19 protein-coding genes and 1 tRNA gene are annotated in these 17,926 nt (G+C 67.9%); 12 read left to right on the top strand and 8 right to left on the bottom strand.

Going from position 1 to position 17,926, the window contains the following annotated elements:
* Positions 1 to 59: 59 nt before the first annotated feature.
* The gene (locus tag ACP7AZ_RS08270; protein WP_426037898.1) at positions 60 to 545 is read right to left on the bottom strand and encodes a transcriptional repressor; all 486 of its coding nucleotides are present in this window, start codon (positions 543 to 545) and stop codon (positions 60 to 62) included.
* A 103-nt stretch (positions 546 to 648) separates the two neighbouring features.
* On the opposite strand from ACP7AZ_RS08270, the gene ACP7AZ_RS08265 reads away from it, so the two are divergent.
* Positions 649 to 2,676, top strand: coding sequence for a TonB-dependent receptor (locus ACP7AZ_RS08265; RefSeq protein ID WP_426037896.1), 2,028 nt, complete (start codon positions 649 to 651; stop codon positions 2,674 to 2,676).
* Positions 2,677 to 2,760: 84 nt separating this feature from the next.
* Positions 2,761 to 3,558 carry a SapC family protein gene (locus ACP7AZ_RS08260; protein ID WP_426037894.1) on the top strand — a complete coding sequence of 266 codons (798 nt, stop codon included), beginning with the start codon at positions 2,761 to 2,763 and terminating at the stop codon, positions 3,556 to 3,558.
* Between the two features lie 169 nt (positions 3,559 to 3,727).
* Here ACP7AZ_RS08260 and ACP7AZ_RS08255 read toward each other — a convergent pair whose 3' ends face one another.
* Complete coding sequence (locus ACP7AZ_RS08255) at positions 3,728 to 4,135, bottom strand: MaoC family dehydratase (RefSeq protein ID WP_303696676.1); 408 nt, start codon at positions 4,133 to 4,135, stop codon at positions 3,728 to 3,730.
* Between the two features lie 17 nt (positions 4,136 to 4,152).
* A complete protein-coding gene (locus ACP7AZ_RS08250; protein ID WP_426037892.1) occupies positions 4,153 to 5,172 on the bottom strand; it encodes an NADP-dependent oxidoreductase in 1,020 nt (339 codons plus the stop codon).
* A 321-nt stretch (positions 5,173 to 5,493) separates the two neighbouring features.
* Here ACP7AZ_RS08250 and ACP7AZ_RS08245 point away from each other — a divergent pair, with 321 nt between their 5' ends.
* A complete protein-coding gene (locus ACP7AZ_RS08245) occupies positions 5,494 to 5,829 on the top strand; it encodes a hypothetical protein (protein ID WP_426037890.1) in 336 nt (111 codons plus the stop codon).
* Between the two features lie 70 nt (positions 5,830 to 5,899).
* Here ACP7AZ_RS08245 and ACP7AZ_RS08240 read toward each other — a convergent pair whose 3' ends face one another.
* A complete protein-coding gene (locus ACP7AZ_RS08240; protein ID WP_426037888.1) occupies positions 5,900 to 6,694 on the bottom strand; it encodes a response regulator in 795 nt (264 codons plus the stop codon).
* A 232-nt stretch (positions 6,695 to 6,926) separates the two neighbouring features.
* On the opposite strand from ACP7AZ_RS08240, the gene ACP7AZ_RS08235 reads away from it, so the two are divergent.
* The 7 genes from ACP7AZ_RS08235 to ACP7AZ_RS08205 all read left to right on the top strand — a co-directional run bounded on the left by ACP7AZ_RS08235 (position 6,927) and on the right by ACP7AZ_RS08205 (position 13,489).
* Positions 6,927 to 7,139, top strand: a complete 213-nt coding sequence (locus tag ACP7AZ_RS08235; protein ID WP_426037886.1) for a NepR family anti-sigma factor — start codon at positions 6,927 to 6,929, stop codon at positions 7,137 to 7,139.
* Positions 7,136 to 7,750 carry a sigma-70 family RNA polymerase sigma factor gene (locus ACP7AZ_RS08230; protein ID WP_425991074.1) on the top strand — a complete coding sequence of 205 codons (615 nt, stop codon included), beginning with the start codon at positions 7,136 to 7,138 and terminating at the stop codon, positions 7,748 to 7,750. Before ACP7AZ_RS08235 ends, ACP7AZ_RS08230 begins: the two co-directional genes overlap by 4 nt.
* 143 nt (positions 7,751 to 7,893) lie before the next feature.
* Positions 7,894 to 9,609: a sensor histidine kinase gene (locus ACP7AZ_RS08225; protein ID WP_426037884.1), complete on the top strand. Its 1,716-nt coding sequence runs from the start codon at positions 7,894 to 7,896 to the stop codon at positions 9,607 to 9,609.
* Positions 9,610 to 9,659: 50 nt separating this feature from the next.
* Positions 9,660 to 9,797 (top strand): entericidin A/B family lipoprotein, encoded by a 138-nt coding sequence (locus ACP7AZ_RS08220; RefSeq protein ID WP_426037882.1) that lies wholly within the window; start codon positions 9,660 to 9,662, stop codon positions 9,795 to 9,797.
* Between the two features lie 166 nt (positions 9,798 to 9,963).
* Positions 9,964 to 11,628, top strand: coding sequence for an MFS transporter (locus ACP7AZ_RS08215; protein ID WP_426037880.1), 1,665 nt, complete (start codon positions 9,964 to 9,966; stop codon positions 11,626 to 11,628).
* Between the two features lie 188 nt (positions 11,629 to 11,816).
* Positions 11,817 to 13,271, top strand: coding sequence for an NAD-dependent succinate-semialdehyde dehydrogenase (locus ACP7AZ_RS08210; protein WP_426037878.1), 1,455 nt, complete (start codon positions 11,817 to 11,819; stop codon positions 13,269 to 13,271).
* Positions 13,268 to 13,489 (top strand): hypothetical protein, encoded by a 222-nt coding sequence (locus ACP7AZ_RS08205; RefSeq protein WP_426037876.1) that lies wholly within the window; start codon positions 13,268 to 13,270, stop codon positions 13,487 to 13,489. The genes ACP7AZ_RS08210 and ACP7AZ_RS08205 overlap by 4 nt, the downstream gene beginning before the upstream one ends.
* Here ACP7AZ_RS08205 and ACP7AZ_RS08200 read toward each other — a convergent pair.
* Positions 13,464 to 13,940, bottom strand: a complete 477-nt coding sequence (locus tag ACP7AZ_RS08200) for an Lrp/AsnC family transcriptional regulator (RefSeq protein ID WP_426037874.1) — start codon at positions 13,938 to 13,940, stop codon at positions 13,464 to 13,466. The genes ACP7AZ_RS08205 and ACP7AZ_RS08200 overlap by 26 nt on opposite strands.
* Positions 13,941 to 14,087: 147 nt before the next feature.
* Here ACP7AZ_RS08200 and ald point away from each other — a divergent pair, with 147 nt between their 5' ends.
* A complete protein-coding gene (gene ald / locus ACP7AZ_RS08195) occupies positions 14,088 to 15,206 on the top strand; it encodes an alanine dehydrogenase (RefSeq protein ID WP_426037872.1) in 1,119 nt (372 codons plus the stop codon).
* A gap of 54 nt (positions 15,207 to 15,260) precedes the next feature.
* On the opposite strand, the gene ACP7AZ_RS08190 is transcribed toward ald, so the two are convergent.
* The gene (locus tag ACP7AZ_RS08190; protein ID WP_426037870.1) at positions 15,261 to 16,493 is read right to left on the bottom strand and encodes a PQQ-dependent sugar dehydrogenase; all 1,233 of its coding nucleotides are present in this window, start codon (positions 16,491 to 16,493) and stop codon (positions 15,261 to 15,263) included.
* A 195-nt stretch (positions 16,494 to 16,688) separates the two neighbouring features.
* Here ACP7AZ_RS08190 and ACP7AZ_RS08185 point away from each other — a divergent pair.
* A tRNA-Met gene (locus ACP7AZ_RS08185) sits at positions 16,689 to 16,765 on the top strand.
* Positions 16,766 to 16,776: 11 nt separating this feature from the next.
* On the opposite strand, the gene ACP7AZ_RS08180 is transcribed toward ACP7AZ_RS08185, so the two are convergent.
* Together ACP7AZ_RS08180 and ACP7AZ_RS08175 are read right to left on the bottom strand one after the other, a co-directional pair.
* Positions 16,777 to 17,181 (bottom strand): MarR family transcriptional regulator, encoded by a 405-nt coding sequence (locus ACP7AZ_RS08180; protein ID WP_426037868.1) that lies wholly within the window; start codon positions 17,179 to 17,181, stop codon positions 16,777 to 16,779.
* Positions 17,168 to 17,518, bottom strand: coding sequence for a hypothetical protein (locus ACP7AZ_RS08175; protein WP_426037866.1), 351 nt, complete (start codon positions 17,516 to 17,518; stop codon positions 17,168 to 17,170). The genes ACP7AZ_RS08180 and ACP7AZ_RS08175 overlap by 14 nt, the downstream gene beginning before the upstream one ends.
* Between the last annotated feature and the right edge of the window lie 408 nt (positions 17,519 to 17,926).

Here is a 17,926-nt window from a genome sequence, read left to right as displayed (position 1 = left end):
GGGAGCCGGAGACCCCGACGCCAGCATCTATCCGCCTATGCGGCGACGCGGCTTCCCGGTCATGCCGCTACACGGCAGGCGGGACAGCGGCCGTGGCCCTCGATCGTGGTCCGCTCCAGCGCATAGCCGGCGGCGGTCGCGGCCTGTTGCAGGGCTTCGCCTTCCGGCGGGGTGACCTCCTCGGTCGCGCCGCAACAGTCGCAGATCAAAAAGGCGGCGGCGTGGGCCCGATCGCCCACCGAACAGGCCACATAGGCGCTGATGGAGGCGATTCGGTGGGCCAGCCCCGTCTTCTCGAGAAACTCCAGCGCGCGATAAACGGTCGGCGGCTTGGCGGCGACGCCGTCCAGGCCGTAGCGGGCGATCAGGTCATAGGCCTTCACCGCCTCGCCGGCCTGCAGCAGCAACTCCAGCACGCGGCGGCGCGGCGCAGTCATCCGCTCGCCCTGCTGCACGCAGCGCGTCTCGGCAGAGGCCAGGGCGCGGCCAATTTCTCCGGCGTCGAGGCCGGTTTCGTCGTGCGCGTGATCGCAGTGGGAACCCATGGCCCAGAGCTAAGCCGCGCGACGCCCCATCGCAACCATCGCGGCTTGACTACCCGTGATGTTATCTCATAACACTTCAACCTCTTCCTCCCGAGAGATTGCCATGCGTTCTGCTTACCTGTCCCGTTCCGCCCTTCTCGTGGCCGTCGCCTCGAGCGCCCTGGCCGGCGCCGCCTCCGCCCAGACCGCCCCACCCGCGCAACAGGCCGATGCGGTCGAGGACGTCATCGTCACGGGACGTCCCTTCGGCGTCAGCGACAACGCCAGCTTGATCGCCGTCGACGTGCTGGACGAACAGGCCCTGGCTGTCGCCCCGGTCCAGACCCTGGGGGACCTGGTCGCGGGCCTGCCGGGCGTGCGCTCGTCCAGCTTCGCGCCGGGCGCCAGCCGCCCCGTCATTCGCGGCCTGTCCGGTCCCCGGGTCCAGGTCCTGACCAACGGCCTCGGCATGATCGACGCCTCGGCCGTCTCGCCGGACCACCAGGTCGCCGTGGATCCCGCCGAGGCCAGCCGGATCGAGGTCGTGCGCGGCCCCTCGACCCTGACTTTCGGCGGTTCGGCCATCGGCGGAGTGGTCAACATCCTCGATGAACGCATCCCGACCCATGCGGTCGAGGGCGGCGTCGACGGCCATGTCTCGACCCAGTATTCCAGCGTCGACGACGGCTATGGCCTGGGCGCACGCCTGGCGGCCAACGCGGGCCCGTTCGTGTTCACGGTCGACGGCTTCCGGCGCGACAGCGGTGACTACGACATCCCCGGCTCGGCCATCTCACAGCGGCTTGCGGATGCAGAGAGCGTGGCCCGCGATGACGCCGGTACCGTGGTCAACTCCTTCGCCAAGATCGAACAGGTCGGCGCCGGCGTTTCATATGTCGACGACCGCGGCTTCGTCGGCGTCTCGATCAAGAACACCCGGTCCAACTACGGCACCGTGGCCGAGCCCGATGTCTCGATCGACCTGGAACAGACGCGCTACGACTTCCGCGCCGAGCGGGAGCTGGATACCGCCTGGTTCCAGTCGTTCAACCTCTCGGCCGGCTATGCCGACTACGCGCACACCGAGTTCGAGGGCCCCAAGGTGGGAACCGTCTTCCAGTCCTCGGGCTATGAGGGCCGGGCCGAACTGATCCAGCGCCAGCGCGACGGCTGGCAGGGCGTGGTCGGGGCCCAGGTGCTGGACCGCGAATTCGACGCCATCGGCGACGAGGCCTTCGTCCCCGCAACCTCGATTCAGGAAACCGGCCTCTACACCGTCCAGAGGCTGGATCTCGGCGCCTACGGCTTCGAGGGCGGCGTCCGCTACGACCGCCGCGAGCTGTCCGCCACCCCGATCGGCGGGACGTCGAAGATCAATCGCCAGTTCGATAACTGGTCCGCCTCGGGCTCCGTCTTCGTCAAGCCGGCCCAGGGCCTGTTCCTCGGCCTCAGCCTGTCGTCAAGCGAGCGAGCACCGAGCGAGGTCGAACTGTTCTCCGACGGCGTCCACGTCGCCACGGCGGCCTATGAGCTCGGCGATCCGACGCTCAATTCCGAGAAGGTCCTGACCCTCGAGGGGACGGTCCACCTGTCGCGCGGCCCGCTGGACGGCGATCTGCACGTCTATCGGGCGAAATACGACGGCTTCATCGACCAGCGCCCGACCGGCGCCGCTTTCGACTTCGACGGCCAGCCCTTCCCGATCTTCGCCTATGTCCAGACCGACGCGACCTTCACCGGTTTCGAGATCGAGGGCGACTATGCGCTGTGGGAATCGGGCGAACGCAGCCTGAAGCTCGGCGGCTCGGCCGACTATGTGAAGGCCGATACCGACCTGGGTCCGGCCGCGCGCATTCCGCCATACTCGGTCACCGGCCGCCTGATCTGGACCGACGCCCGATGGGACACCCAGCTTGAGGTCCGCCACGTCGGCGAACAGGACAAGACCGCCGCGTTCGAACTGCCGACCGACAGCTACACCATGGTCAATCTGTCCGGCTCAATCCGACCGTTCGCAGACCGCAACGTCACCGTCTTCGCCGAGGCGCACAACCTGACGAACGAGGAGGCGCGCGAACACGCCTCCTTCCTGAAGGACATCGCGCCCCAGCCCGGACGGAACCTGCGGGTCGGCGTCACCTATCGCTTTTAAGCGCGACAGGCGCACCGGTTTGCGGCGGCGGGCCGGTTCCGCTAGAAGGCCCGCCTTTCCGTCATTCCCAGAGCTCTCGAGTCCATGACCGACACCACAGCCTCCAACGACTCCGGCCTCGACGGCAACGTCCTGTTCTACGCCAAGCCCGAGCCGCTCTCGAGCGACCTGCACGGCAAGCTGGGCGTCAACCCCATCGACAAGCCCTACGCCTTCGTCGCCGCTTCGCACGTCGTGCCGCTGACGGTGACCGAGTTCGCCCCGGCTGCCCTGTCCTACCCGGTCGTCTTCCTCGGCGATTCCAAACAGCCGGTCGCGGTCATGGGCCTGCGCCAGAGCGAAAACCTCTATGTCAGCGCCAAGGGCGAGTTCCGCCCCGAGGCCTACATCCCCGCCTACGTCCGCCGCTATCCGTTCGTCTTCGCCAACGACCCGCAGGGCCAGCGCCTGATCCTGTGCATCGACCGCGATGCGCCGTTCATCGTCGAGGGCGGCCAGGCGCCGCTGTTCGAGGACGGCAAGCCCTCCGAATACGTCAACCAGGCCATGGAATTCTGCAACAACTTCGAGCAGGAGCGCCAGCGCACCGACAGTTTCATCAAGCTGCTGACGGACCTGGACCTGTTCGACGTCCGCGAAGCCGTCTTCACGCCGCGCAACGAGCGCGGCGAGCCGGGTGAACCCCAGAAGCTGGCCGACTATTTCGCCGTCTCGGAAGAGAAGCTGAAGCTCCTTCCGGCCGAGAAGCTGGCGGAACTGCGCGACAACGGCGCCCTGGGCCAGATCTACGCCCACCTGGTGTCGCTGCTCGGCTGGGACCGCCTGATCGCCCTGGCCTTCCAGCGCGCGAACGACAACGGCGAGATCGCCGGCAACGCTTAAGAGACACGGCCTTCTCCCTCCCCCTCGGGGGAGGGCAGATCGCGCAGCGATCGGGTGGAAGCGGCAAGGCAAGGCCGAACAAGCCTGTGTCTGGACCGCCTGGCCCTTCCCACCCCGTCGATGCTCCGCATCGACAACCCTCCCCCAAGGGGGAGGGAGAGACGTTCAGCTACCGCCTGACGAATACGCCCCGGGTCAGGCAAGAGAAGACCAGACGGCCGCCCTCGTCGAGCAGGTCGTGCTGGGCGATGACGATGCCCTTGTCGTCACCCACGGGGTCCTTGCCCATCACCGTCATCCGACCGCGCAGCAGTTCACCCGCCGGCGGATTGCGCATGAAGCGAAGGCCGTCGACCGCCAGCAGTTTCGACTGGGCCCATCCGGCGGCCTTGTCGGCCGCCAGACGGCTCCACAGCGCATAGACGAGCGCATCCGGCGCGCCATAGGCCGGATCCCAGCCTGGCGCGAAATGCGCGACGAACAGCTCGATCGCCGCCTCGTCCACGGCGCAGGCGCCGAGCTGAAGCACCTGGCCGTTCTCGATGTCCTCGAAATGAACATGCAGCGGATCGCTCATGGTGTCCCCTTGTTCGATCAGGCCGGTTCTTCGGAGACGCGTACCAGAAGCTTGCCGTCATGGTCGCCGGTGAACAGCCGATTGAGGGATGTCACGGCGCCTTCCAGGCCGTTGTCGACGTGGACCTTCCACTGGACCTTGCCCGACGCCAGCCACGGGCCGACCTCGGCGATGAACTCCCTGGCGCGTGGCGAATAGTCCATGACGAGGAAGCCCCGCATCGTCATCCGGTGGGTAATCAGGCGGCTGAGATCCGGCGACGGCGGCCGCTTGGTGGCGTTATAGGCCGAGACCATGCCGCAAACGGCCATCCGGGCGTGGATGTTCAGCCGGTTCCAAACCGCGACCATGATGTCGCCGCCGACATTTTCGAAGTTGAGATCGACGCCGTTCGGGGCCAGCCGGTCGAGCGCCTCGCCCACGTCCTCGTTCTTGTAATCGATGGCGGCATCGAACCCGAGCTCCTCGGTCAGCCAGCGGCATTTCTCGGGTCCGCCGGCGATGCCGATGACATGGGCGCCCTTCTGTTTGGCGATCTGGCCGGCGACCGAGCCAACCGCCCCGGCTGCCGCCGAGATGACCATGACCTGTCCCGGCTCGGGCCTCAGCACGTCGGTGACGCCGGCCCAGGCGGTCAGACCCGTCATGCCCAGGACCGACATGTTCGCCGTCAGCGGCATGCCCGGGGCGCGATGCACCCGGCTCACGCCGCTGTCCGGCACCACGCCATAGTCACTCCAGCCGCCCATGGCCGTGGTGACGATGTCGCCTTCCTTGAATTTTTCGGACCTCGACTGCTCGATCACGCCGAGCGTCAGGCCGCGCATCACGTCGCCCAGGCCCACCGGCGGCAGATAGCCGACGGCGTCGTTCATCCAGGTCCGGTTCGTCGGGTCCAGCGACAGATAGACGGTGCGGACCAGGACCTCGCCGTCCTTCAGATCGCGAACCGGGCTCTCGACCAGTTCCAGGTCGCCGTCCTTGATCAGACCCTGCGGCCGCTGGCGCAGCACCCACTGGCGGTTGGTCAGAGCCATGGTCGTCATCTCCGGGTTGGTTTCTTTTGCAGACCCATCATGGGCACAGGCCGCGGGCAGAGCAAAGAAAAAGGCGACCCCTGGGGGATCGCCTTGAAGTGGCATCATCGAGAATGAGGCGCGGAGGCGGCAGGACCAGCTGAGGCCGGTCCGGTCGGGGGGGCGTCGCCGCCTCCGCAGATTGAGAACGACGTCATTCCATAAGCGTTCCCCTGTTCAGCGAAGTTTTTTCGCCGCTTGCGAGACAGGCCGACCGCACGGAACGGCCACGCTCGCCTAAGCGTTGTCTGACCTGGACGTTCACCTTCGGAAAGCAGCCTCATGACCCATCACGATCCCCATTCCGAAGCCGCCGACGCTGTCCACGAAGGCCGCCCCGTCGATGCCCAGTATGTGCGAGGCGCCAGACCCGGCAAACGCATGCTGGTGCTGCTGATCGTTTCGGCGGGTGCGGCGGCCATCCTCTTGCTGGGGATGTGGTTCGTGTCCAACGGCGGCTTCGCCTCCCAGAACCCCAACACCGGCGCCCAGGCGGTGGATGCCGCCGCCTTCGACAATTCCGGCCCGCCCACGCCCGATGCGCCCACCACCGCCACGGGCGAACCGACCTCGCCGGCGGCCGGGACCGCCCCGAACGTCAATCAACCCGCCAACTGATCCCTGCTCACGAAGAAGCCCCGCCGGAACGATCCGGCGGGGCTTTTCATTGCCGGGAAGGCGCCTGGGATCAGGCGACTTCCTTCTGGCGGCTCGGGTGGAAGAAGAGGGCCTGGCTGATCGCCGCCTTCACCGTTTCCGGCTGGAAGGGCTTGGTGATCAGGAACGTCGGTTCCGGCCGCTCTCCAGTCAGCAGACGCTCGGGGAAGGCGGTGATGAAGATCACCGGCACGTCGAACTTCTTGAGGATATCCTTGACCGCGTCGATGCCCGACGAACCGTCTGCCAGCTGGATGTCGGCCAGGACGAGGCCTGGACGATGGCGGGCGACCGCATCGACGGCCTCGTCATGCGTCGTGGCCGTGCCGGTGACATTGTGACCCAGTTCGCGAACCAGGCTCTCGATGTCGGCGGCGATGATGGCCTCGTCCTCGATGATCAGGACGTCAGTGGCCAGTTCAGCGTCGATCTCGGCCTGGGCGTCGCCGATCAGCCGCTCGACCGAATGGGCGTCGGCCGACAGGATCTGCGCCGCTTCGGACGGGGTGAAGCCTTCGAGCGCGGTCAGCAGGAAGGCCTGACGCGAACGCGGAGCGATCCGCATCAGTCGGCTGGACGCATCGGTCAGCCCTTCAATGCCGCTGGTGTCTTCCAGCTGGGCGCCGGTCGTGGACCAGATGGTGTGGAACACATGATACAGAGCCACGCGCGGCGTCATGTCGGGCGAAAGCTGGCGCTCGCCGGCGGCGAGGGCTTCCAGCGCCACGCGCACATAGTTGTCGCCCGTCGCCTGATCCCCGGTGAGGGCCCGCGCGTAACGACGGACGTAGGGCAGGTGCGGCGCAAGTCTGGCCAGAAGGCTCATTTAGGTATTCCCCGACAAATCGACGATGCGCCCGTTAAACGCGGCACGCGTGGCGAACGGAACGTATCACTACCGTCACGGTTCCAACGGGTCTGATTTAGCTTCACCATAAAATGCGCGGCCAACGGAACTGGCGTGCGCGAGCGACGTTGACGGCCTGAACAAGAAGCCCGGCGCGCGGAGCCGGCGCATACTCGCGGATGAGTTTCAACGATTGGCGGCGCAGACATACATGATCGATTCATCGGACTCCGGGCGAAAACCCGCCAATGCCCGGCCTGCAGGCGGCGAGCCGCCGCTTGAGGAAGCGCGACTGCGTCAGCAGGCCATCGGCGTGAAGCTGCGCCACCTGTTCGACGAGGTCGTCAACGAGCCTGTCCCCGACGAATTCCTGGAAATCCTGCGCCGCGCCGACCAGCGCGCTTCCGACGAGAACAAGGCGTGAGCGTCTCAGGCCGTTCGACCGCGCCCAAGCCTCCCTCCGCCGACGACGAGGGGTTCAAGCGCGAACTAGTCCAGCTGATCCCGCACCTGCGCGCCTTCGCCCGCACCCTGACGGGCGACCCGACCGCCGCCGACGACCTGGCGCAGGACGCCATGATGAAGGCCTGGGACGCCCGCGCCTCCTATCAGATGGGCACCAATATGAAGGCCTGGACCTTCATGATCCTGCGCAACCAGTTCTATTCGGAGAAGCGTCGCTCGTGGCGTTCGTCCCAACTGGATCAGGAAGCCGCCGAACGGACCCTGGTCGCTGTCGATGATCCCGAAGCGCCGGTCGCCCTGGACGAACTGCGTCAGGCCCTGAACACCCTGCCGGAGGAACAGCGCGAAGCCCTGATTCTCGTCGGCGCGGGCGGCTTCGCCTATGAAGAGGCGGCCGAGATCTGCCAGTGCGCCGTCGGCACGGTGAAGAGCCGTGTCAGCCGCGCCCGCAAGGCTCTGGCGGCGACCCTGGAGCGCGGCGGCTATGGCCGTGACGGCCGTGCGGCCGGCGACGCCATGCGCTCCATTCTTGCCGACGCCGACCGTCTGAGCGGCGCGCGGCAGGGCTGATCGTGGATTCTCCCAGGCCCGCGCGGGGTCGTATCGCCCGGCGCATGGCCTCTTCCTTCAGTCGGTTCTGGGCGCAACGCGCGGGCGCGTCCGGAGGCCGGAGGATTCACGTCCAGGGCATCCGCTTCCGACTGGGCCTGGCCATGGCCATCGCCCTCATGCCCATCCTCCTGCTGGGCGCCTTCCAGGCCCAGGTCGAGTTCCGTCGACAGGCCGAGGATCGCCGCGGCGACCTGCAGTTCGCCGCCGAACGGACCGCCCAGGCCGCCAAGTCCCGGCTGGATTCGGCGAGCGTCCTCCTGAGCGCCCTGGCCCCGGAGGCGAGCGGACCGGACTGCGGCCCGCGTCTTGCGGCGCTGGTCCAGCGGCTCGACGGTTACGACGCCCTCTATCGCATCGGCATGGGCGGACAACCGGTCTGCGACTCCAGGCCGACGCCCATCGTCGGCGAGGAGGTTTCCTTCACCGACGGCCCCTGGTTCCAGCGGCTGCGGCAGGGCGAGGAAGTGACTCTGGCTCGCGCCTCGTCGGACCTTAGCAGTACACCGGCGCTGGTGGTCGGGGTGCGTTGGGAACGACCGCGCGGCGTCTTCGCCGGAGCCATGGCTGCGGTCCTGCCCCTGTCGGTGTTGCAGCCCGACATCGCCGACCCGTCCCTGCCGGACGACGCCCAGGCCGCCCTGACCGACGCCGAGGGCCGCGTCCTGGTCTCTACCGACATCCGCGCCTTCACCTTCAATGAGGGCCCCGGCCTGCTCGGCTGGGTCGAACGCGCCCGCGAAGACCAGTCCGCGGTGTTCGAAGCCGACGACGCCACCGGGGAGCATCGCGACTATGCCGGGGCGGCCCTGGCCGGCCGCGATGTCTATGTGGTCATCTCCGCCCCCTCGCCGGGTCTCCTGTCCTGGGCCCGACTGAACCCGATCGGCGTGCTGATCCTGCCGCTCGCCGCCTGGGTCACGGCCTTCGGGGCCGTCATGCTGGTGTCCGAGCGGATCGTGGTGCGCTGGCTGAACTATCTGGAGCGGATCGCCGCCCTCTATGCGCGAGGCCGCTATTCCGTCCGTCCGGTCCAGGCGGCCCAGGCGCCCGCCGAGATCCGCCGGCTGGCCCAGACGCTCGACGAACTGGCCGAGGCCATCGCCACCCGCGACCGCTCCCTGCACGAAAGCCTGTCGGAGAAGGACGCGCTGATGCGGGAGATCCATCACCGGGTGAAGAACAACCTGCAGATCATCTCGTCCCTGCTGTCGATGCAGCAGCGGGCCCTGAAGGACGAACCGGCCAGGGCGGCGCTGGGCGACACCCGCCAGCGCATCTCGGCCCTCGCCCTGATCTATCGCACCCTCTACCAGTCCGACGACATCCGCCACGCCGACGCGCGCGAGTTCATGACCGAGCTGGTGGGTCAGCTTGTGGCCTCGGAGTCCGGACGCGGCCACACCGTCACCAGTTCGATCGACGCCGACAGTCTGGTGGTCGATCCCGACAAGCTCGCGCCGCTGGCCCTGTGGCTGGTCGAGGCCATCACCAATGCCCAGAAGCACGCCTTCGCCGGTCGCGGCGGGGCGCTTCAGGTCCGCTTCCGCGTCCTTGGCGACACCAGTACGCTGGAGGTTCAGGACGACGGTCCCGGCTCTGCCAGCGAGGCGGGCCGCGGCGGGGTTGGTCGCACCCTGATGGGCGCCTTCGCCAAACAGCTGCGCGGCGAGGCCGAGCTTCTGCCCGCCCCCGGCGGCGGCACGATCGCGCGTATGGTCTTCGCCACACCCGAGGCTGTGGGCCCCACCAACCCCGACGACCTCAAGCCCAGCGACGCCACGGTCACGCCCGGAACCCTCAGCCGCACCTCGCGTTGAGATCTCACACGGCGAGATCCCTCTCCGCCTCGAGATTTCAGGAGTTCCTCATGCGCAAGCTTTTCGTACTGATCGCCGCCGCCGCCGCCCTGACCACCGCCGCCTGCAACACCATCTCGGGTGTCGGCCGCGACACCTCGGCCGCCGGCCAGGCTGTCACCGGCGCCGCGGAAGAAGCCAAGAACTGACCTCTTTCGGGACGCTGTCTCTCGAGACGCGGCCTGGATGAAGAAGGCCCGCCGGTCCCCCGTCGGGCGGGCCTTCGCTTGTCCGCTTGGCCCCCGGGAGAGACGCCGCTAGGCTGATCGCGAGGCGTCCGGCAGACGACGCCCGGGCTCACAGGCGGGGAAAGCGATGACCGATACGACCACCGAACAGGACACGGGCGAACCGGGTCTGAAAACCGTCGTGACGGCCTCGGCCGCGGGCACGGCGTTCGAGTGGTACGACTTCTTCATCTTCGGCTCGCTGACGACCATCATCGCGCGCCATTTCTACGCCGACGTCGGCGAGGCGACCTCCTACATCCTGGCCCTGCTGACGTTCGGCGTGGGCTTCGTCGTGCGACCGCTGGGCGCGCTGGTGTTCGGCTGGTTTGGCGACAAGACGGGGCGCAAGACCACCTTCCTCGTGACCATCTCCCTGATGGGCGTGGCCACTGTCGCCATCGGCCTGTTGCCTGACTACGGCCAGATCGGCATCGCCGCGCCGATCCTGTTACTGTTCATGAGGGTCCTTCAGGGCTTCGCCCTCGGCGGCGAATACGGCGGCGCCGCCATCTATGTCGCCGAACACGCCCCGCCGAAGAAGCGCGGCTTCCTCACAGGCTGGATCCAGACCACGGCCGCGATCGGCCTGATCATGGCGCTGAGCGTCATCCTGATCACCCGCTGGATCCTGGGGACCGAGGCCTTCGACGCCTGGGGCTGGCGCATCCCCTTCCTGCTGTCCTTCTTCCTTCTCGTGATCAGCCTGTGGATCCGGTTGAAGCTGAACGAAAGCCCCGCCTTCAAGCGCATGGTGGCCGAGAGCACCGAACGACAGGCGCCCTTCCGCGAAAGCTTCGGGACCTGGAAGGTCGGCAAGTTCGTGCTGATCGCCCTGGCCGGCATCATGTTCGCGCAAGGGGCCGTCTGGTACGCGGGCTATTTCTACACCCGGTTCTTCATGGAGCGGGTGTTGAAGGTCGAGGTCGCCACGGTCGACATGATGATCCTGGCCATCACGGTGGCCTCAGCCTTCCTCTATGTCTTCTTCGGCTGGCTGTCGGACCGGGTGGGACGCAAGCCTGTGATGATCGGCGGCATGGCCCTGTTCCTGATCGCCATCTTCCCCGGCTTCCACGCCCTGACGCAGGCGGCCAACCCCGCCCTGGCCATGGCCCAGTCCTCGGCCCCGGTCACTGTCATCGCCGACCCGGCGACCTGCGCCGTCCAGTTCGATCCGGTCGGCAAGACCGCCTTCGCCTCATCCTGCGACCTGGCCAAGACCGTGCTGTCCAATGCAGGGGTCAGCTACGACAATCTCGCCGCCGAGCCCGGTTCGCTCGCCGCCGTCCGTGTCGGCACGGTCGAGATCGCCTCGATCGAGGGCGCAGGCCTCGACGCCGCCGCCCTGAAGTCCGCCCGCACCGATGTCGAGACCCGCGTCAGGGCGGCCCTGACCGAGGCCGGCTATCCAGCCAGGGCCGATCCGGCGGGCATAAACCTGATCGCCGTCTTCGCCATCCTGATGGTCTTCATGGTGGCGGCCACCGCCGTCTACGGCCCCCAGGCCGCAGCCCTGGTCGAGCTGTTCCCGACGCGGGTCCGCTATACGGCGATGAGCCTGCCCTACAACATCGGCACCGGCTGGGTCGGAGGCCTCCTGCCCGCCGCCAGCTTCGCGCTCGTGGCCTGGTCGGGGAACATCTATTTCGGCCTCTGGTATTCGGTCGGCTTCACGGCGGTCGCGGCGGTCGTGGCCCTGCTGTTCCTGCCGGAGACGAAGGGCCGCGACCTGCATACGATTGGCGATTGAGGCGTTAGATCAGATAGCGGCGTCTCCCTCCCCCTCGGGGAGGGTGGCTGAACCGAAGGCGAAGTCGGGTGGGGACGGCAAGGCAACGCCGCACCTATGCGTCGGATCGCGTTGCCTTGCCCTCCCCACCCGGTCGCTTCGCGACCACCCTCCCCCGCGGGGGAGGGAGACGTTCGAGGATTAATTTCATGAACACCGCCGCCCGCAATGCCGGCCTCAAGCTCCTGCGCGAGCACGCCTTCATCGCCGGCGAGGCGATCCCCGCAGGCGCCAACGGCATCGCCGTCGACGATCCCGCGACCGGTGAAATCATCGGCCATATCCCCGACCTCGGAATCGCCGGGACGGAGCGCGCCGTCCAGGCGGCGCACGACGCCTTCCCCGACTGGTCGCGCTCGGATCCGCACAAACGCGCCGCCTTCCTGCGCGAATGGGCGCGGCTGATCGAAGAGAACACCGAGGGACTCGGCGCCCTGATGGCCATTGAAAATGGCAAGCCGTTCGAGGAGGCCAAAGGGGAGGTGACCTACGCCAACGGCTTCATCAAATGGTTCGCGGGCGAGGCCGAGCGTCTCCTTGGCGAGACCCAGGACAGTCCGCTGGGCCACGTCATCCTGACCTTCCGCGAGGCCGTCGGCCCCTGCGCCCTGATCACGCCTTGGAACTTCCCGGCCGCCATGCTGACGCGCAAGCTCGCCCCCGCCTTCGCCGCCGGCTGCACCGCCGTGGTCAAGCCGGCGTCCCAGACCCCCTTCACGGCGATCGCCCTGGCCGAACTCGCCTACAGGGCAGGCCTGCCCAAGGGCGCGCTCAGCGTCATCACCGGGGACGCGGCGACCATTGGCGGCGTCCTGACCGCCTCGCCCCTGATCCGCAAACTGTCCTTCACCGGCTCGACGCCCGTCGGTCGCAAGCTGGCCGAGCAGTGCGCCCCGACTCTCAAGCGGGTGTCGATGGAGCTGGGCGGCGCCGCCCCCCTGATCGTGTTCGAGGACGCCGATCTCGATCTCGCCGTGGCCGAGACGATCAAGGGCAAGTTCAGGAACTCGGGGCAGACCTGCGTCTGCCCCAACCGCGTCTATGTCCAGGCCTCGGTCGCCGAGGTCTATGCGACGAAACTCGCCGAGGCGGTTTCGAAGATCCCCGTCGGCCCGGCCTTCGAGGACGGGGTCAAGGTCGGCCCCCTGATCGAGGATAAGGCCATCGCCAAGGTCGAGGATCACCTGAAGCGGGTTCAGGCCTCGGGCGGCAAGGTCCTGACCGGCGGCGCGCGCCACGAACTTGGCGGCCGCTTCTTCCAGCCGACGGTGACCCTCGGCGGCGACGACGAACTGTTCCGCCACGAGGAGACCTTCGGCCCCCTGATCCCTGTCTTCCCCTTCGACACGGAAGAGGAAGCTCTGGGCAAGGCCAACGACTCCGAGTTCGGCCTCGCCTCCTACCTGTTCACCCGCGACCTCGACCGCGCCATGCGCATCGGCCGCCGCATCGAGGCAGGCATGATCGGGATCAACACCGGCCTGATCTCCACCGCCGTCGCCCCGTTCGGCGGGGTCAAACAGTCGGGCTACGGCCGCGAAGGCTCGACCCACGGCATCGAGGAATACGTCGACATCAAACAGGTCACCCTGGCGCTGAAATGAAATTCAGCCGTCGCCTGAAGCCCATGATGTGGCCCGTCGCGCTCCTGATCGCGGCCGGGCTGACGGCGCTAGCGGCCGATGCGACGACGCGGTCGGTGGAGACGGTGACACTCTACGGGCTGATCAAGCTGGCCAGCGATCTGGTGCTGGTGATTGCGCTGGCATGGCTGGTCGTCGCCTTGTTCCGGGTATTCAGACCGGCAGCGCCCCGCGCTTGACCACCGTCCGCATCGCCACGCTGGAGGACACCCGCGTCACCCCGGGTATGGTGGTCAGGGCCTTGGCGTGGACCCGCTCCAGATCGTCGACGTCGCGCACCACCAGCCGCAGCAGATAGTCTGATCCGCCGGTCATCAGATAGCATTCCACCACCTCCGGCACGCCCGTGATCGCGGTCTCGAACGCGGTCAGGGCGCTCTCGGCCTGGGACGACAGGGTCACGGTGACAAAGACGCTGATCGGAAAGCCCACGGCGCGCTCATTGATGATGGCGGCGTAGCGACTGATCACTCCCGCCCCCTCCAGAGCGCGCAGTCGACGGAGGCAGGCGCTCTCGGACAGGGCCACCGCCTTGGCCAGATCCGTGTTGGTCATCCGCCCGTCCGCTTGCAGCGCACGGAGCATCTTTCTGTCGGTCGCATCAAGCGCGACAGCGGAAATGGCCTTCATGTCTACCCTCTGCGCAAGTTTCTGCGGCTTTACGCTGATCACTTGCCGAAAAGAACAGGAACCTGCACGGCGCGGGTCGCTAGAAGATGGAGCCATCGCCCCACCGGCCCCCGGCCTCGCGGGCCCCGTCTGAACCGGAGAGATCTGATGCGCGTCGGCGTTCCCAAGGAAATCAAGAAGAACGAACACCGGGTCGGCCTGACCCCCACGGCCGTTCGGGAATACATCGCCCACGGCCATACGGTCACGGTCCAGACGGGCGCAGGCCTCGGCGCCGGCTTCCCCGACGACGCCTTCGTCAAGGCCGGTGCGACCCTGGTCCCTGACGCGGCCACGATTTTCGCGACCTCGGACATGATCGTGAAGGTCAAGGAGCCGCAGAAGGTCGAGTGGGAGATGCTGCGCGAGGACCAGATCCTCTACACCTACCTGCACCTCGCCCCCGATCCGGAACAGACCAGGGGCCTGCTGGCCTCGAAATGCGCGGCCATCGCCTATGAGACCGTCACCGACGCGCGCGGCGGCCTGCCGCTGCTGGCGCCGATGTCCGAGGTCGCCGGCCGCATCGCCGTCTTCTCGGCCGCGGAGACCCTGCTCAAGCACAACGGCGGCATGGGCCTGCTGTTCTGCGGCGTGCCGGGCGTGGCTCCGGCCCGCGTGCTGGTCCTGGGCGGCGGGGTCGTCGGCCTCAACGCCGCGCGCATGGCCATGGGCCTGGGCGCCGAGGTCGTGGTGCTGGAACGCTCGATCCCGCGCATGGCCTATATCGACGAGGTCACCAACGGCCGCGTCATCACCCGCTACTCCTCGATCGGCGCGATCGACGAAGAAGTGGTCAAGGCCGATGTCGTCATCGGCGCCGTCCTGGTGCCGGGCGCCGAGGCTCCCAAGCTGATCAAGAAGGCGCACCTCAAGTCGATGAAGCCGGGCAGCGTCCTCGTCGACGTCGCCATCGACCAGGGTGGCTGTTTCGAGACCAGCCACGCCACGACCCACGAGGATCCGACCTACGTCGTCGACGGCGTCGTTCACTACTGTGTCGCCAACATGCCGGGCGCCGCCCCGCGCACCTCTTCGGAAGCCCTGAACAACGCCACGCTTCCGTTCGGCCTGGCCCTGGCCAACCACGGCCTGGAAGCGCTGAAGAAGGACCCGCATCTGGCGCGCGGCCTCAACGTCCTCAAGGGCGAGATTACCTATCCGGCGGTCGCGGAAGCCATGGGCCTGAGCTGGTCCGATCCGTTCGGCGTCTGGGCCAAAGGCTGACTGCTACTCCCTCTCCCCTTGCGGGACCCTTGCGGGACCCTTGCGGGAGAGGGATCAGCTCGCGGTCGCCAGCCGCACCAGCTTGCCGTCTTCCTCGTCGGTGATGACCCAGACCGCGCCGTCCGGCCCCACGGCGACGTCGCGGATACGCTCGCCGAGGCCGGTCAGCAGCCGCTCCTCGCCGACCACGCGGTCGCCGTCCAGCACCAGCCGGGTGAGCGACTTGCCGCCCAGACCGGCGATCAGCAGGTTCCCGTCCCAGCCCGGAAACATGGCGCCGGAATAGAAGGCCTGGCCGCCCGGCGCGATCACCGGATCCCAGTAATAGACCGGCTGCTCAAGACCGGCCCGCGCCGTGATCCCCTCGTTGATCGGGGCGCCGCGGTATTCGACGCCATAGGCGATGATGGGCCAGCCGTAGTTCCTGCCGGCCTGCGGCCGGTTCAGTTCGTCGCCGCCGCGCGTGCCGTGTTCGATGGTCCAGACCGCGCCCGTGCCCGGCTGGACCGCGACGCCCTGCACGTTCCGGTGCCCCAGCGACCAGATCTCCGGCAGGGCGCCGGCCTGACCGACGAAAGGATTGTCCTGCGGGACCGACCCGTCCGCATTGATGCGGATGACCTTGCCCATATGACTGTCGAGCTGCTGGGCCTGGGGCCGCATCGGCGCGTCGGACCGCTCGCCCAGGGTGATGAAGAGATGGCCCGCCGGGTCGAAGGCCAGCGAGGAGCCGAAATGCTTGTCCCCGTCATAGGTCGGCAGGGCGCGGAAGATGACCTGAACATTTCCGACGGAAACGCCGTCTTCCGTCAGCACGCCGCGCGCGACCGAGGTGGCGTTGCCGCCCTCGCGCGGTTCGGCATAGCTCCAGAAGATCGTCCGGTCGGTGGCGAAGCCAGGCGACAGGATCACGTCGAGCAGCCCGCCCTGACCGCGCGCGTCGACAGCGGGCAGACCCGTGATCGGCGCCCCGACCTGGCCCTGGGCGCTGACAATCCGCAGGCGGCCCGGATGCTCGGTCACCAGCCAGTCTCCGTCGGGCAGCAGGGCCATGCCCCAGGGGTGCACGAGGCCAGACGCCACCACGGCGTGCCTCAGCGTCCCCTGCGTCTGGACGCCCGGCGCGCGGGTCTGGCCGGCGAAGGCGGGGGTCTGGTCGGCGCCATTGGCCGGGCGGGTCTCGACGGGCGCTCCGGGCGCGGCGGCCGGTCCAGTCTGGCCGTTGGCCCCGCAGGCGGCGCCCAGCATGAGTAGAGACGAGGCGGCAGCGAGGACGATCGGGCGCATGGGAACTCCGGGTCTGACAGGGGCGCGACCGCCCTGAAACGGCGCACAGGCTCCGCCGTTCCTGCCCCGGCTTCCACGTTACAGCAAGTCGCAGAACACACCGGCTGTTCAACTCACTTGAACCGGAGGGGCCGCGACGATATACGCACGCCTCTCGCGTCGTCCGGCCCCGGCCTGAGGACGACCGATGCGCTGGGCTGGGTAGCTCAGATGGTTAGAGCGGTGGATTCATAACCCACAGGTCGGCGGTTCGATCCCGCCTCCAGCCACCAGCGCATTTCCCCTATCTGCGGACCCTCAGGTCGGTCGGCGCCGCACGGATGCCGATGGGTCTGGCGCTCTCGATCAGGCCGTCCAGACGCTGGACCAGCTCGACCCCGGCCTCGGTCAGATAGAGGTGGCGCGACACCGCCTCGCGCCCGTTCGACGCCATCAGCAGCCAGCCGCGACCCGGTGCCCGCGCGCCGGGTTCGCCGGCGTCCAGCAAGGATCGCGACGCGCGGGACGCCGTCGCCTCGGTCGTCTCCATCAGGGCGGCCAGTTCCTTGACCCGTACCCCTGGATTCTCGGCCACATAGAGGAAGGCGAGAATCTCCGACTGAGTGATGTCGGGCGCCAGTTTCTTCAGCAAGACCAGTCCGGCCAGCAGCGTGTTTCTTCGCCGGCCGCCGGTCTCAGTCATCGGCATAGGGCGCGACCACCAGAGCCGGCGCCGGTGGGCGACGACCGGAGCGGGGTTTCCGACGCTGGAAGGCGAGGGCCGCAGTCGGGTGGACGCGCTTGACCATCTCGAACTGGCCGCGAACGGCCTCCGACTGGCGTTCTGCGTCTTCGGCGTCATGGGCGTCGATGTCGATCGTGATCGTCGCGCGAAGGCGCATTGTCTGCGCCGACGTCCGGGCGGCAGGGGTGTTCGAGATCGCAGCAGGCGGCGCGACCGACCTGGCGGCGCGGGCCGCCAGCACGGCCCAGCCGATACTGGCCTGGATCCATTCCAGCAGTTCCGCTCGCACAGGATTGATCATGCCGGATCCCATCTTTCCGTGTTCGGCCACGGCGGCAGAACAGGTCGAAATCGTGTTCCCACAATGTCGGAAATCATACTTCGTTGTAAGGTTTGGGCGCCGCCGTCAGGTTCCGTCAGGGCTTGACTATCTGCAGTGGAATCCTGCTCAAAGCCCCTGCCCGCGGAACGGGAGCGCCAATCGGCCAAGCCCGGCGTCTGCCCTTGCGCCGAAGAGCCGCAGCCCCTGGCGCCGCCTGCGCCAGCGTCAGCCCATCGGCTGACCGACCAGAAGCCCGGCCATGGCGAAGATCACCAGGGCGCGCGAAATCAACATGAACGCCGGCCCCGGTCCGCATGGCCGTAACCGCGCCGCTGGGTCTGCGCCGCACCACCGCCGCAACCGATCATGGCGACCGGCGTTCACGGC

This window comes from Brevundimonas sp. DC300-4 (assembly GCF_049897365.1).
In the GTDB taxonomy this organism is placed as follows: domain Bacteria; phylum Pseudomonadota; class Alphaproteobacteria; order Caulobacterales; family Caulobacteraceae; genus Brevundimonas.
The sequence above is the reverse complement of the archived record's forward strand: the minus strand, read 5'-3'. Positions and strand labels throughout refer to the sequence as shown.